Raw genomic sequence first — 14,024 nt, forward strand, 5'->3', positions numbered from 1 at the left:
GCATTAGGGTGCCGCCATGACGCTTCTGGCACATGATCGCTACTGCGACGAAATCGTCCGGCAGACCGATGAGTTGAGGGCGGCGCTCAAGGGCGCGGACCTCGACGCGCAAGTCCCGACCTGCCCCGACTGGACGCTGCGCGATCTCGCCGTGCACGTCGGCGGCGCCCACCGCTGGGCCGGCGAGATCGTCCGCACCCGGGCGACCGGGCAAGTCCCGGACGAACAGGTGCCGGAGTTCACGCCGGACGGCGACGACCCGGCCGTGCTGGACGCCTGGCTGGCCGACGGGGCGGAGAAGACGGCTGACGTGCTGCGCGACGCAGGTCGTGACCGGCAGGTCTGGAGCTGGTCGTGGGACAGGAGCGCCGGGTTCTGGGCGCGACGCATGGTGCACGAGACGGTCGTCCACCGCGCCGACGCGGTGCTCGCCGTGCGGGCCGGCTACGCGGTGGCGCCCGAGCTGGCGGCCGACACGATGGACGAGTGGCTGGAGATCGTCGCCTTCGCCCAGTCCCAGGGGGACCCGGAGGCCGCGGAGCTCCGGGGGGCCGGCCGGTCCCTCCACTTCCATGCCACGGACGTGCCCGGGGCGGAGTGGCTGATCGAGTTCGGCGAGGACGGGTTCACCTGGCGGCGGGCGCACGAGAAGGCGACCGTCGCGGTGCGCGCGCCGCTGACGGACCTGATGCTGCTGATCAACCGGCGGCTGGACGTGGACAGCGGGCGGGCCGAGGTGCTCGGGGACCGGGAGTTGCTGGACTTCTGGCTGGAGCGGGCGACGTTCCGCTGAGGGGGGCGCTCAGGCGCTGTTGAGGTCTGCCAGTACGCGCAGGGTGTGCGGGTCCGGTGCCGTGACCAGCAGGTCGGTCACCGGCCCCTTCCGCCACAACTCCAGCCGTTCCGCGATCCGTTCACGCGGGCCGACGAGCGAGATCTCATCGGCGAACGCGTCCGGCACGGCCAGCACCGCCTCCTCCTTGCGGCCTTGCAGGAACAGCTGCTGGATCCGCCGCGCCTCCTCCTCGAAGCCCATCCGTGCCATCAGATCGGCGTGGAAGTTGCGGGCGGCGTGTCCCATCCCGCCGATGTAGAAGCCGAGCATCGCCTTCACCGGCAGCAGGCCTTCCGTGACATCGTCACAGACGTGCGCGCGGGCCATCGGCGCGATCATGAAGCCGTCGGGGAGCCCGGTCAGCGACGCCTCGTACACATCGGTCCGCAGCGGCGACCAGTACAACGGCAGCCAGCCGTCCGCGATCCGGGTCGTCTGCGCGATGTTCTTCGGGCCTTCGGCCCCCAGCAGTACGGGCATCCCGGCCCGCAGCGGATGGGTGATCGGCTTCAGCGGTTTGCCGAGCCCGGTCGCGTCCGGACCGGTGTACGGATGGGAGTGGAACCGCCCGTCCAGCTCAACAGGGGCCTCGCGCCTCAGTACTTGCCGGATGACCTCGACGTACTCGCGGGTGGCGGTCAGCGGGCTCCTCGGGAACGGGCGCCCGTACCAGCCCTCCACCACCTGGGGCCCTGACAGCCCGAGCCCGAGCATCATGCGGCCGCCGGAGAGGTGGTCGAGGGTCACTGCGTGCATGGCCGTCGCGGTCGGGGTGCGTGCCGCCATCTGCGCAATGCCGGTGCCCAGCCGGATGCGGGAGGTGTGCGCAGCGATCCAGGCCAGCGGGGTGAAGGCGTCGGAGCCCCAGGCCTCCGCCGTCCACACCGAGTCGTAGCCCAGCCGTTCCGCCTCGCGGGCGAGGTCCAGGTGGGCGGGGTTCGGGCCGCGGCCCCAGTAGCCGAGAGCGAGTCCGAGCCGCATACCGGTCCCTCCAGCCATACAGAACTGACGATACATCAGATTGCTTTGTGCGGACGGAGATTACGGCAGCGGCCCCCCGCCCGGAAGAGGCGAGGGGCCGCGGAGCGGGAGTGCTGTCAGCCGCGCTGGATGCCCGTGGTGTCCTGCAGAACGCCACGACGGCCGTCCTGGGTCTGGGCGATGAGGCCCGGACCGCGCTGCTCGACCGCGAGGTACCAGGTGCCCGGCGCCAGTTCGGCGATCGGGCTCGGCGAACCGTCCTCGCCGTACAGCGGACGGGCCACCGGCACGGCGAACCAGAACGGCGCGAAGTCACCGGCCTGCGCGGCGCCGCCCTGCGGGGCCTGCTGCGCCTGGGCGGGGTCGGGCTGACCGGGCTGCGGCTGGGCACCGTACGGCTGGGGCTGACCCGGCTGCGCACCGTACGGCTGCTGCTGGGCACCCGGGTAGCCGTACCCCTGGCCGGGCTGCGGCTGGCCGCCGTACGGCGCCTGCGCGGGCTGCGGACGCGGGGCGCCCATCAGGGGCGCCTTCAGCGTGGGGACCAGCGGGGTGGCGACCGCGCCGCCGGCCAGCACGAGCGAGCCGATCAGGCCGAGGATGAGACCGGCACCGGCGTCGACCTGGCCGAGGTCGATGATCGTCCAGAAGATGTTCCACGCGGTGAAGACCGTGGCCGCGACACCGAACTGGCCGAGGTCCAGGCCGACGACCTTGCGGGGCTGGGGCTGCGAACGGGAGAGCACGATCAGTGCCGCACCGATCACCCCGACCAGGTAGACGCCGATCGCATTGCCCAGCGAGTCCCAGGCGTTCGGCGCGTCGACGCCGAGGCCGTTGTAGGAGAAGAAATCGAGGAAAGAGGCGATGAACAGCACCACCGCTGCTCCGATCACCACGCCATCGCCTCTAGTGAGCGAGCGGATATTCACGTGAAGGTCCTTAGTCGGTCGTCTCGTCGGGGCGGTCGTCGCTGCCGCCGGTACGGCGGGCACGGCACGAAGCTCGGGGGCGGCTCCCCATCGTACGGATGAATCTATCGTCTGCCAGGGCGGGTTGTGCCCTGGCCCGGACCTTGGACGGTCATCCCCCTGAATAACCCTGCATAACCACCGCACAACCACCGCATAATCAGGGCTCCTCTTACCCGCGCAGGTAGGAACTGATGCCATCCGCAATGCCCTGTGCGGCCTTCTGGCGCCAGCCCGCGCTGGTGAGCAGGGCGGCGTCCTTCGGATCACGCATATTGCCGCACTCGATGAACACCTTGGGCACCGTGGACAAATTGAGTCCGCCCAGATCCTTACGGGTGTCCAACCCCGTATTGCCGCCCACATAATTGGAAGGCGCACTTCCGGTAGCCCGGACGAAGAGGCCGGCGATCCGGGTGCCGAGTTCGCGCGACGGTTCGACGATTTTCGAGGTGTCCGCAGCCCCGCCGCGCACGAGTGCGGGAAGGATCACATGGAAGCCGCGGTTGCCGACCGCGGAACCGTCCGCGTGCACCGACACGACCGCATCGGCCCCGGCGCGGTTGCCGATCCGGGCCCGCTCGTCGACACACGGCCCGTACGGGCGGTCGTTGTCGTACGTGAGGACCACCTCGGCGCCCTGCGCCTGCAGCAGTGCCCGCAGCCGGTGCGCCACATCGAGGGTGAACTCGGCCTCGGCGTAACCCGAGTCGGTGGACGTACCGGTGGTGTCGCACTCCTTGTGCGCGGTGCCGATGTCCACCTGGCGCCCGATCTCGCGGGTGTGCTCGTGGTTGCGCGGATTGTGCCCGGGGTCGATCACGACCGTCTTCCCCGACAGCGGCCCGGACACCGTGCGGCTCGCGGACTTCGACGAGGAGGGCGGCACCGAGGTCGCCCTCGCCGACGGATTGCCCTTGGCGGGCGAAGGCGACAGGGACGGCGGGGACGACGTGCCACCACCGCCCTCGCGCGGCTGCGCCGCCGCTCCGCCGCCGCTGCCACCCCCACAGCCCGCGATCAGGCACACGCAGCCCAGCGCGGCAGCGGCGAGCAGGGTCCGGCGACGCCGCGCGGGGCGCGGGGTGGGAGAAAAGCTGGTGTCGTACGGCACGTCGCGATGCTATCCGGCGGCTCAGATCCCCGTTCCGGTACGGCGCAGGACGCGCAGCGAGTCCGTGACCGACACCTCGGTGAACGCCCCGGACTCCAGCGCCCGCAGATACACCCGGTACGGCGCCTGACCACCGTGCGCGGGGTCGGGGAACACGTCGTGGATCACGAGCAGTCCGCCCTCGGCGACATGCGGTGCCCAGCCCTCGTAGTCGCCGTTCGCATGCTCGTCGGTGTGCCCGCCGTCGATGAAGACGAAGCCGAGCTGCCCGCCCCAGACGGCCGCGACCTGCGGGGACCGCCCTACGAGCGCCACGACGTGGTCTTCGAGGCCCGCCGCGTGCAGCGTGCGGCGGAAGGTCGGCAGCGTGTCCATCCGGCCGACCTCCGGGTCCACGACGGTCGGGTCGTGGTACTCCCAGCCGGGCTGCTGCTCCTCGCTGCCGCGGTGATGGTCGACAGTGAGTGCGGTCACACCGGCCGCCCGGGCGACGTCGGCGAGCAGGATCGTGGACCGCCCGCAGTACGTCCCGACCTCCAGCAGCGGCAGACCGAGCGCGGCGGCGTCGGTGGCGGCCGCGTGGAGGGCGAGCCCCTCGACCACCGGCATGAAGCCCTTGGCCGCCTGGAAGGCGGCGAGAATCTCCGGCTCGGGCTCGGCGGCCACGGGGTTCCTCCTGGTCGTACGGGAATGAAACGGCGCCTCATCGTGCCGTACGGGCCGGTCGGCGCCGTCGGCGGGGTGGCTTGTGCCGGCCGGGCCGACACCTGGTGCGGCCGCAGGAGCGGTGGGCCCGCCGGCCCACCGCTCCAGGGGGTGTCCCGGCGCGTCAGCGGGTGAACGTCAGCGTCGCGGCCGGGGAGGCGTTGCCGTACGCGTCCACCGCCACGACCCGCGCCTCGTACGCGTGGCCGGCCACCGCGCCCGGGACCGGGATGTCCAGGGTGTTCGGGCGCGGCATGATGTAGAAGTCGGAGAGGACCTTGGACGAGACGGCCTTGGTGCCGGTCGTCGTGTCGGTGATGTCGACCTCGTAGTGGTGGACCATCTGGTCGTCCTTGGCCTGCGCGATCCGCACGACCGTGGCGCCCTCGGGTCCGCGTACCGCCGTCAGCGGCTCGCCGGTGGTGAACTCCGGTGCCACCTTGTTCCGTTCGGCGGCCGTGTACCGGAAGTTGTCCTTGATCTGCTGGTTCGTCGAGCCCTTCAGACGTACCGTCCAGCCCGGACCGCTCAGCGTGCCCGCGCTGGCGTACGGCGGCTGCCAGCTCGCCGACCACTGTCCTCCGGCGTAGATGTCGTGCTGGTCCGCGGCCATGTTGATGCGGTCGATCTCCGTACGGTCCTTGTAGACCTCGACGAAGAGCGCCTGGGCGGTCGGCGACTCGAAGCGGTTGGCGAGGCCCGTCTCGGTGACCATCTGGTAGCCGTGGTCGATCTCGACGTACGACATCGAACCGTCGTTGACCGACGTGAAGTCGCGCTGGTGGATCGACCGGTCGTCGTTGATGTTGAGGTGCGAGTGGCCGCTGAAGAGGATCGCCTGCGGGAAGGCGCTCAGGTCCTCGGCCAGCCGCGGGTTGGACGCCTGCTGGCCGTCCATCGCCGTTCCCGTGGTGGGGCGGTGGCCCTGGACGAGGATCGGCCGGTTGGCGTTGGCCGGGTCCGCGGTGAGCTCGGCCAGGCGGGTCTTCAGCCAGGTGCGCTGCGCGGTGTCGTTGTTGTAGGTCTCCGTGTTCACCGTGAAGAGGTGCACACCCTTGACGTCGGACTCGTAGTAGCCGCCGCCGGAGTCCGGGAACCACGCCTTCGGGTAGCCGGCCCGTATCGCGGCGAGGCCCGCGTCGTGGTTGCCGTTGGAGATCAGCAGCTGGGTGCTGTCCATGCCCTTGCGCTTGAGGTTCGCCTGGAAGATCTCCGAGACGATCCTGTGGTCCGGGCCCTTGCCGTCGCCGTTGTCGTTGATCATGTCGCCGTTGGACAGGATCGCGTCCGGGTTCGGGAAGATCGAACCGATGGTGTCGAAGAAGCTCTCGTACTTCTTGTCGTTGTGCGCGTGGTCCCCGACGTGGACGTCCGACATGACGACGAACGTGGCGAGCGGCTTCTCCTGCGTCTTGATCAGGTAGCCGTACGAGACGGGCGGGCTCGCCTGACCGCCGTGGAAGGCGACGGCCGTGACGTTGGTGTCCTCGGTGATCCGCAGCGGGCGGCCGGGGGAGTAGACGCTGCTTTCGCGGGTCGGGGTCGAGCCGTCCAGCGTGTAGCGGACTGTGGTTCCGCGCTCGGTGCTGAACTTCAGTGTCACCGCGTGCTCGTACCGCCCACCGGGCACACTCACGCCGGGTGCCGCGGGCGGGTGGGAGGTGTCGGGCTCGGCGTGGGCAGCGGTCGGTGCGGCGAGCGCCGCGGACGCGGCAACGATCACAAGAGGGGTGATTCTCACGGGGGTTCCTTGTCTCTGGCGCGGTCACCATAACGAGTCGGTAACCGGTCTGAACCAAGGACGCTAGGTGGTCACGGGGAGGGGGAGGGGCGCCGCGGCTGTCCGTTCCATGAAGCGGTCGTGAACGTCCGTGTGCTGCTCGCGCAGGGGCTGCGCTCCATGCCGTACGCCCCCGCCGGAACAGGTCCGGCGGGGGCGTACGAGGGGTGGGCCCGGGTCGGGGCGGCCCCCGGCGGAGCTGCTGGATCGGCTCAGCAGCTCTGCCAGAGTCGGGTCATGACACGCACCCCGAACCGCAGCCCCTCCAGCGGGACGCGCTCGTCCACGCCGTGGAAGAGCCGGCCGTAATCCAGGTCGTGCGGCAGCTTCAGGCCCTTGAAGCCGAAGCAGCGGATGCCGAGGTGGGTGAAGGCCTTGGCGTCCGTGCCGCCGGGGTTGCAGTACGGGACCGGGTGTCCGTCCGGGTCCTCGGCGCGTACGGCCTCGCACATCGCGTCGACGAGCGGGCCGTCGAACGTCGTCTCCATCGCGATGTCGTGGTTGACCCACTTGCGGCTGACCGACGGCAGGAGCAACTGGTCGATGGTGTCGATGAGTTCCTGCTCGTGTCCGGGGAGGAACCGGCCGTCGACGCGGGCCGTGGCCTTCCCCGGGATGACGTTCGTCTGGTAGCCGGCGCTGAACATGGTCGGGTTCGCCGAGTTGCGCAGGACGACCTGCATGAAGTCGGAGACCGGGCCCAGCTTCGCCAGGCTGCCCTCGATGTCGTCCTCGTCGAAGTCGACCCCCTGGAGGCGGGCGGCCTCTTCGAGCAGCGCGCGGACCGGCTCGATCAGGCGGATCGGGAACGTGTGGCGGCCGATCCGGGTCAACGACTCGGCGAGGTCGGTGACCGCGTTCTCGTCGTTGGGGGACGAACCGTGGCCGGCCCGTCCGGTGGCGGTGAGCTCCATCCAGGCCATGCCGCGCTGGGCGTTCTCGATCGGGTAGAGGCGCCGGGTGTCGTCGATGGCGAAGGAGAAACCGCCGCCCTCGCCGATCGCCTCGGTCACCCCGGAGAACAGTTCCGGACGGTGCTCGACCAGCCAGTGGGCGCCGAACCTGCCGCCCGCCTCCTCATCGGCGAGGAAGGCGAGGACCAGGTCGCGGGAGGGCTTCGTGCCCGTGCGGGCGAAGTGCCGGGCGGTGGCGATCATGACCGCCACCGTGTCCTTCATGTCGATCGCGCCGCGGCCCCAGAGGTAGCCGTCGCGGATCTCGCCGGAGAACGGCGGCACCTGCCACTCGGACGCGTCGGCCGGGACCACGTCGAGGTGACCGTGGACCAGCAGGGCGCCGCGCTCGGGGTCGCGGCCGGCGATGCGGGCGACGACGTTGGCCCGGCCCGGGGCGGACTCGACCAGTTCGGAGTCGATGCCCACCTCGGCGAGACGGCCCACCACCCAGTCGGCGCTCGCGCGTTCGTTGCTGGTGGGGTTGGAGGTGTCGAACCGGATCAGTTCGGCGCAGAGGTCGATGACCTCGGCCTGAGCCTGGTCGGACGCCGGGACGAGGGGGGCGGCGGGGTCGGGGGTGGTCATGCTGCTCCCACGGAGGTTGTTGCGCGGGCGGCGGGGACAGCGCTGTCCTCGTCGCCCAGGGTGGAGGTGCCGTACGGCTTGACCCAGCCCAGCAGGCCGAGCACCGCGTACAGCACGAAGGCCGTGCCCAGCGAGTTGAGCGCCGGGATGCCGCCGTCGTAGAACTTGCCGACGCAGAACGCCACGATCCAGATGGCTATGGACATCGGCACCCAGGTCGGCGAGGTCCTCGGCAGCGTCTCGGCCTCGCGGGTGTCGTCCAGCGGCTTGCGCATCCTCTTCACGACCCAGTACTCGGCCACGATGATGCCGCCGATCGGCGGGATGGCCACGCCGAGGATCGAGAGGAACTCGGTGAAGTGGGTCATGATCCCGATCGCGGACAGGACCGTGCCGGCGATGCCGAGGACGATCGTGACCGCGCCGCGGTGCAGCCGCTTGCCGAAGACGACCTGGAAGAAGTTGACGACGCCGAGCGAGGAGCCGTACAGGTTCCAGTCGTTGATCTTCGCGGTGGACATCAGGACCACGATGACGCCGAAGGCACCCGAGGTGGAGAGCACGATGTGCGACACCTCGTTGCTCTTGACCAGGTGGCCGAGGAGCACACCGGTCATGCCGACGATGTACTCGGAGAGGATCATCGACGAGGCGCTCTGGATGAAGACGTGCGAGCCCTTGCGGTTGTAGCGGGTCATCTCCGGGGCCACGATCGCGCCGGTCATGAAGCCGCCCGCGATGGCGGTGGCGGCGACGGCGAGCGGGATCGTCTGGCCGGGCGGCGGCGAGTTGATCAGGTCACTGATCGAGTGGTCCTTGAGCGTCGAGACGACGGACCAGGCGACCATCGCGAAGAAGAGCGGGGTGACGATCTTCGCGAAGACCGCCATGTAGCGGAAGCCGAAGATCACCAGGGCGGTGATGGCCATGCCCGCGAGCACGCACCACATCCAGGACGGTCCGCCGACCAGCGCCGAGACGCTGTTGCCGAAGATCGTGTTCTGGACCCCGAACCAGCCGACCAGGCTGACCGCGATGACAAAGCTCACCAGCGCCGAGCCATTGCGGCCGAAGCCGACCCAGCGGGTCAGCATCGGGGTCGCCAGACCCTCGCGCATCCCGGCCAGACCGATCGCGAAGATGACGATCTCCAGGATCACCGCGCCGAGCGTGAAGGCGAGGAAGGCGTTCCCGAAGGTCATGCCGACACCGATGGTGGCGCCGAGCGTGAACTGCGAGATCGAGCCGGACTGGGCCAACCACTGCAGCAGCATGGACCAGAATCCGAACCTCTTGTCGCGCGGGACGCGCGAGAGGGAGTAGTCGTCGCTGCCGATGCTCTTGGCCTCGGCCTGCGGGGCGGCGGCTGCCATCAGGACTCCTGGGGTGTACGGCCGGAGGTCTGCAGGTGAGCCAGCGACCCGTAGCGGTTGACGAGGTTGTCGAACTCCACCGCGTCGTGGAAGTCCAGGTGGCCACTGCCGTAGGCCTTGGCGACCTCCACGGCGTAGCGGGCGGCGGACGCGATGTCCGTCTCGTGGCTCGCGCCCGTCTGGCAGCCCGGCACCGCGGCGGCCGAGGTGACCGCGAGGCCGACGACCGGAGCGGCCGTCGCGGTGGAGGGCTGCAGGATGGAATTGATGTGATGTGCACCGTTACCGTACGGCGTGATGTCCTGCGTGGTCACGGGGTAGGTGACCAACGGCTCACCGGTGACGACGGCGAGCAGCTCACCGAGCTGCTCGCTGACCCGGAGCACCCATCCCTCCTTGACGGTGGGGGAGAGGGCCAGGCCCTTGTGGTTGATGATCCGGTTGCCCTTGGTGGTGTCGATGGAGAGCACGGCCTCCATCTCGCCGGTCACCTCGTGCCGGTTCATCGTGGCGATGTCCACGGGCGAGCCCATGAACGGCACCGGTTCGTGGGGCTCGGTCGGCGCGTCCGGGCAGATGTGGGTGGCGATGATCACGTCGCCGGGCAGCACATCGCCGCGGCGGCGCATGTCGAGCAGCTTGGCCGCGGTGGCCACGGCGGCTGCCGCGCCGTCGGCGTCGGAGACCAGACCGGTCACCTCGGGCCGGGCGCCGATGCCGCCGAGGCGGCCGACCACACCGAGGGTGCGGGCGCTGCCGCCGGAGGTGCGGCCCTGGCTGCCGGGGATCCTCACGAGCACGAAGTCCGTGGAGCCCCGTTCGCCGGCGACCGTGGTGACCTGCGCGGACGAGCCCTCGGGCCCCGCTACGGAGTCGAGGTACTCGACGACCGTCTTGCCGTTGACCTGGGGGTCGTCCAGCAGGTCAAGGATGTCCAGCACGTACTTCAACATGGGGGGCCTTTCTCACGCATCCATCACACCCGTCCGGCGCCCGGCAGGGAGTCACGGACGCCGGACGGGGTGCTGAGAGCAGATTCGGGATCGGATAGCGTTGAGCGCAACTGTTTCCCGTTATTTGCAATTCAGGTCTGAATGGTGAGATGACGATGGCGGACTTCGATCTGGACCGGCGCACCCCCGCCGGGGCCCTGCAAACCGTCGACCGGGCGCTCCTCGTGCTGCTCGCGTTCGAGCGGACCAGGCCGGACTGGGGTGTGACCGAGGTCGCCGAGGAGTTCGGCTGGGACACCTCGGTGGCCCAGCGGCTCCTCGCGACGCTCGCCGGCCGCGGCTTCCTGGTCTCCGACCCGGCCACCCGCCGCTACCGCATCGGCCCCGCCGTGCTGCGGCTCGGCCGGCTCTGGGAGCGCTCCGGATCGCTGGAACTGCTCGCCGGGCCGGTCCTGGAGGAGCTGCGCCGGGCCACCGGTGACACCGTTCTGTTCTGCCTGCCGGACAGCTTCCACATGCGGTGCGTGGCCGCCGAGGAGGGCGAGACCGGACCGCTGCGCTACTACCCCCTGGTCGGCGAGCTCTACCCGGCGCACGCCGGGGCGACCAGCAAGTCGTACTACGCCTACCTGCCCGATGAGCAGCGCCACCGGCTGTTCCGCGGCCGCCCCATGGCCCGCTTCACCGAGCGGACCGTCACCGACCCGGACCAGCTGGAACAGGAGTTCCTGAAGATCCGTGCCCAGGGGTACGCCTGCACCGTCGGCGAGTACGACACCGGGATCGCGACCGTCGCCGTTCCGGTGTTCCTGGGGCGCGAGCCGTACGGGAGCCTCAGCCTCGGCGGTGGCGAGGAGCGGTTCCGGGGGGCGCCCGAGGACCGGCTCGACGCCCTGCGCCAGGCGGCCCAGCTCCTGGAGCAGAGGCTCACCCACCCGCCGCAGCGCCCGAAGTCGCGGGCCCGCCGCCCCCGTACCACCGACTGACCCGTCCGAACGTCCGGGTCACCGGGACACCGGTGCCCCCCGAGTCACCCGAACCGTCTGAATCACCCGAGTCGTCCGAGGAACCCTGTGAATCTGCTTCTGCTCTCCAACTCCACCCAGCACGGCCGTGGTTATCTGGAACACGCCCTCGACACCGTCATCGGATTCCTGCCCGCCGGTGCCCGACTGGCCTTCGTCCCCTACGCGCTGGCCGACTACACCACGTACACCGCACGCGTCCGTGACGCCCTGGAGCCGTCCGGCATCACCGTCCGCGGTGTCCATGAGAACGCCGACCCGGCCGCCGAACTCGCCGCATCCGACGCCGTGTTCATCGGCGGCGGCAACTCCTTCCGGCTGCTCAGCGCCCTCTACCGCACCGGGTTGCGCGACGCCGTCATCGAGGCGGTGCGCGCCGGGCTGCCGTACATGGGGGCCAGCGCCGGTACGAACATGGCGGCGCCCACCCTCCGTACCACCAACGACATGCCCATTGTCCAGCCGCCGTCCTTCGAGGCGCTCGGCCTCGTCCCGTTCCAGATCAACCCGCACTACCTGGACCCGGACCCGGCCAGCACCCACAAGGGCGAGACCCGCGAGGAGCGGCTGACCGAGTTCCTGGAGGAGAACGACGTGCCGGTGCTCGGCCTGCGCGAGGGATCCTGGCTGCGCGTCAACGGCCGCCAGGCCCGGGTGCAGGGCGCCCACCCCGCCCGGCTGTTCACCCGTGGCGCGCAGCCGCAGGAGCTCCCGCCGGGGTCGGACGTCTCCCATCTGCTCATGACGACACCGCGGTTCGACGCTCCGGTGCGCTGACCGTCAGCACGAGGTCGATCTCGACGGGCAGTCCGCTCGCCGGGTACGCCGCCGGGCAGGCGCGCGGCGCGTACCCGGCGGCGGACCCGGCCAGCACGAAGCTGCTGCCGGAGGACGGGGCGGTCAGGGCGTACCGACCGGCCTCGTCCGTGACGGTGAGCCCCGCCTGCCGGCCATTCCGGTCGATCAGCGTGACGTTGGCGCGGGCCACCGGCGTGCCGTCCGCATCCAGCACCCGGCCGCGGAACCCGCCCGAACCGGCGGCGGCATGCGACGCCTCCCGGACGGGCGCCGCCTCGTCCGCGCTGCTCGCCAGCAGCACCGGCCGTGTCGCGTCGCGCTGCGAAGGCAGGAACGCGGCCACCACCAGACCGATCGCCACCGCACCCGTCGCGATCATGAACGAGGTCCGGAATCCCTCCATCGAGGGAACCGACACCGGTCCCATCCGCACCGAGGTGTTGGCGAGCACCATGCCGATCACGGCACTCGACGCCGACGTACCGATCGACCGCATCAGGGTGTTCAGACCGTTGGCCGCACCCGTCTCGGACGGATCGACGGCCCCGATGATCAACGCGGGCAGCGAGGAGTACGCGAGCCCGATACCGGCCCCGAGCACCACCGCGATCACCACGGTCTGCCAGGCGGCACTCATCAGGCCGAGCCCCGCCCCGTAACCGATCGCGATGACCAGCAGGCCGAGCATCAGCGACACCTTGGGCCCGCGGCGGGCGGACAGCCGGGCGTACAGCGGGGCGACGAACATCATCGTCAGACCCAGCGGCGCCACGCACAGCCCCGCCACGACCATCGACTGCCCCAGGCCGTACCCCGTCGACGTCGGCAGCTGCAGCAGCTGCGGCAGGACGAGCGAGACCGCGTAGAACGCGACACCGACCATCACCGAGGCGAGGTTGGTGAGCAGCACCTCGCGCCGGGCCGAGGTCCGCAGATCGACCAGCGGCGCCGGGCTGCGCAGCTCGAAGAGCCCCCACAGCGCCAGGATCAGCAGGGACGCGGCGATCAGACCGAGCGTGGTGCCCGAGGTCCAGCCCCAGTCGCTGCCCTTGGTGATCGGCAGCAGCAGACAGACCAGACCGAGCGAGAGTCCGAGCGCACCGGGCAGATCGAACCGGCCGGGCGCGCGCAGCGAGGTCTCCGGTACGACGAGGACGGTCAGGGCCATCGACAGCACCCCGAGTCCGGCGGCGCCGAAGAACAGCGTGTGCCAGTCGGCGTGCTGCGCGACCAGCGCGGCGCCGGGCAGCGCGAGCCCGCCGCCCACGCCGATCGAGGAACTCATCAGCGCCATCGCCGAGCCGAGCTTCTCGCGCGGCAGCTCGTCGCGCATGATGCCGATGCCCAGCGGGATGGCGCCCATCGCGAAGCCCTGGAGCGCCCGCCCCACGATCATGACGACGAGTTCCTCGGTGAAGGCGCAGACCAGCGAGCCGATCACCATGACGGCGAGGCTGGCGAGCAGCATCCTGCGCTTGCCGTGGAGGTCGCCGAGCCGGCCCATGATCGGTGTGGCGACGGCCCCGGCGAGCAGCGTCGCGGTCATCACCCAGGTGGCGTTGGACGGATCGGTGTGAAGAAGGGCGGGCAGGTCCTTGATGACGGGGACGAGCAGGGTCTGCATCACCGCGACGGTGATACCCGCGAAGGCGAGTACGGGGACGACACCGCCGCCCGCACGTCGCTCCCGCGGATCGGGGAGCTGCTGCTCCTCGGCGTGCTGATCGTTCGTCGTCTGTGGCATACGTGCGGCCTCCGGGCGGCGGAAGGAAGAGGGGGTGAGGACGGAGTGCGGGTCCGGCGGCGGGCAGCACCGACCGCCAAGTGTGTGCACGCTGAACGCTTCCGGAGGTCCGGGGTATTCCGGTGAACGCGGTACCAACAGGGCATGGCGAGGTACTTGGCCGGAACCGTGCGGCCATCTGACCTTCCGTCAGATTGAAACGTG

The 14,024-nt window shown here is 70.4% G+C and carries 12 protein-coding genes; 3 read left to right on the top strand and 9 right to left on the bottom strand.

The window, feature by feature from the left end; all coding sequences use genetic code 11:
- Window positions 1-16 precede the first annotated feature (16 nt).
- On the top strand, window positions 17-793 hold the full coding sequence (locus ACFU8W_RS07565) for a maleylpyruvate isomerase family mycothiol-dependent enzyme (protein WP_384033197.1): 777 nt from the start codon (window positions 17-19) through the stop codon (window positions 791-793).
- Window positions 794-802: 9 nt separating this feature from the next.
- On the opposite strand, the gene ACFU8W_RS07570 is transcribed toward ACFU8W_RS07565, so the two are convergent.
- The 8 genes from ACFU8W_RS07570 to ACFU8W_RS07605 form a co-directional block, all read right to left on the bottom strand.
- Entirely contained in the window at window positions 803-1,816 is a 1,014-nt protein-coding gene (locus tag ACFU8W_RS07570; protein WP_384034249.1) for an LLM class F420-dependent oxidoreductase, read from the bottom strand.
- A 116-nt stretch (window positions 1,817-1,932) separates the two neighbouring features.
- Window positions 1,933-2,715, bottom strand: coding sequence for a hypothetical protein (locus ACFU8W_RS07575; RefSeq protein ID WP_384033200.1), 783 nt, complete (start codon window positions 2,713-2,715; stop codon window positions 1,933-1,935).
- A gap of 244 nt (window positions 2,716-2,959) precedes the next feature.
- Window positions 2,960-3,901 carry an N-acetylmuramoyl-L-alanine amidase gene (locus tag ACFU8W_RS07580; protein WP_384033203.1) on the bottom strand — a complete coding sequence of 314 codons (942 nt, stop codon included), beginning with the start codon at window positions 3,899-3,901 and terminating at the stop codon, window positions 2,960-2,962.
- 21 nt (window positions 3,902-3,922) lie between these two features.
- The gene (locus ACFU8W_RS07585) at window positions 3,923-4,510 is read right to left on the bottom strand and encodes a class I SAM-dependent methyltransferase (RefSeq protein WP_384034252.1); all 588 of its coding nucleotides are present in this window, start codon (window positions 4,508-4,510) and stop codon (window positions 3,923-3,925) included.
- 220 nt (window positions 4,511-4,730) lie between these two features.
- Window positions 4,731-6,347, bottom strand: a complete 1,617-nt coding sequence (locus tag ACFU8W_RS07590; protein ID WP_384033206.1) for a chitobiase/beta-hexosaminidase C-terminal domain-containing protein — start codon at window positions 6,345-6,347, stop codon at window positions 4,731-4,733.
- Between the two features lie 251 nt (window positions 6,348-6,598).
- Window positions 6,599-7,927: a M20/M25/M40 family metallo-hydrolase gene (locus tag ACFU8W_RS07595; RefSeq protein WP_384033209.1), complete on the bottom strand. Its 1,329-nt coding sequence runs from the start codon at window positions 7,925-7,927 to the stop codon at window positions 6,599-6,601.
- Complete coding sequence (locus tag ACFU8W_RS07600; RefSeq protein WP_345512937.1) at window positions 7,924-9,300, bottom strand: cytosine permease; 1,377 nt, start codon at window positions 9,298-9,300, stop codon at window positions 7,924-7,926. Before ACFU8W_RS07600 ends, ACFU8W_RS07595 begins: the two co-directional genes overlap by 4 nt.
- Complete coding sequence (locus tag ACFU8W_RS07605) at window positions 9,300-10,253, bottom strand: DUF1177 domain-containing protein (RefSeq protein WP_384033212.1); 954 nt, start codon at window positions 10,251-10,253, stop codon at window positions 9,300-9,302. Before ACFU8W_RS07605 ends, ACFU8W_RS07600 begins: the two co-directional genes overlap by 1 nt.
- Before the next feature lie 155 nt (window positions 10,254-10,408).
- Here ACFU8W_RS07605 and ACFU8W_RS07610 point away from each other — a divergent pair, with 155 nt between their 5' ends.
- Complete coding sequence (locus ACFU8W_RS07610) at window positions 10,409-11,239, top strand: IclR family transcriptional regulator (RefSeq protein ID WP_384033215.1); 831 nt, start codon at window positions 10,409-10,411, stop codon at window positions 11,237-11,239.
- Window positions 11,240-11,326: 87 nt separating this feature from the next.
- The gene (gene pepE, locus ACFU8W_RS07615; protein WP_345512934.1) at window positions 11,327-12,055 is read left to right on the top strand and encodes a dipeptidase PepE; all 729 of its coding nucleotides are present in this window, start codon (window positions 11,327-11,329) and stop codon (window positions 12,053-12,055) included.
- Here the strand turns inward: pepE and ACFU8W_RS07620 are convergent.
- Window positions 12,018-13,820 carry an MFS transporter gene (locus ACFU8W_RS07620; RefSeq protein ID WP_384033219.1) on the bottom strand — a complete coding sequence of 601 codons (1,803 nt, stop codon included), beginning with the start codon at window positions 13,818-13,820 and terminating at the stop codon, window positions 12,018-12,020. The two genes, pepE and ACFU8W_RS07620, sit on opposite strands and share 38 nt — an antisense overlap.
- Window positions 13,821-14,024 lie beyond the last annotated feature (204 nt).

It is taken from the genome of Streptomyces sp. NPDC057565 (assembly GCF_042801455.1).
In the GTDB taxonomy this organism is placed as follows: Bacteria; Actinomycetota; Actinomycetes; order Streptomycetales; family Streptomycetaceae; genus Streptomyces; species Streptomyces yanii.

What these genes read in the sequence shown, in the direction of transcription:
- ACFU8W_RS07565 (WP_384033197.1), top strand. Translation starts at nt 17, where the DNA reads ATGACGCTTCTGGCACATGATCGCTACTGCGACGAAATCGTCCGGCAG.
- ACFU8W_RS07570 (WP_384034249.1), bottom strand. Translation starts at nt 1,816, where the DNA reads ATGCGGCTCGGACTCGCTCTCGGCTACTGGGGCCGCGGCCCGAACCCC.
- ACFU8W_RS07585 (WP_384034252.1), bottom strand. Translation starts at nt 4,510, where the DNA reads ATGCCGGTGGTCGAGGGGCTCGCCCTCCACGCGGCCGCCACCGACGCC.
- ACFU8W_RS07595 (WP_384033209.1), bottom strand. Translation starts at nt 7,927, where the DNA reads ATGACCACCCCCGACCCCGCCGCCCCCCTCGTCCCGGCGTCCGACCAG.
- ACFU8W_RS07600 (WP_345512937.1), bottom strand. Translation starts at nt 9,300, where the DNA reads ATGGCAGCCGCCGCCCCGCAGGCCGAGGCCAAGAGCATCGGCAGCGAC.
- ACFU8W_RS07605 (WP_384033212.1), bottom strand. Translation starts at nt 10,253, where the DNA reads ATGTTGAAGTACGTGCTGGACATCCTTGACCTGCTGGACGACCCCCAG.
- ACFU8W_RS07610 (WP_384033215.1), top strand. Translation starts at nt 10,409, where the DNA reads ATGGCGGACTTCGATCTGGACCGGCGCACCCCCGCCGGGGCCCTGCAA.
- ACFU8W_RS07620 (WP_384033219.1), bottom strand. Translation starts at nt 13,820, where the DNA reads ATGCCACAGACGACGAACGATCAGCACGCCGAGGAGCAGCAGCTCCCC.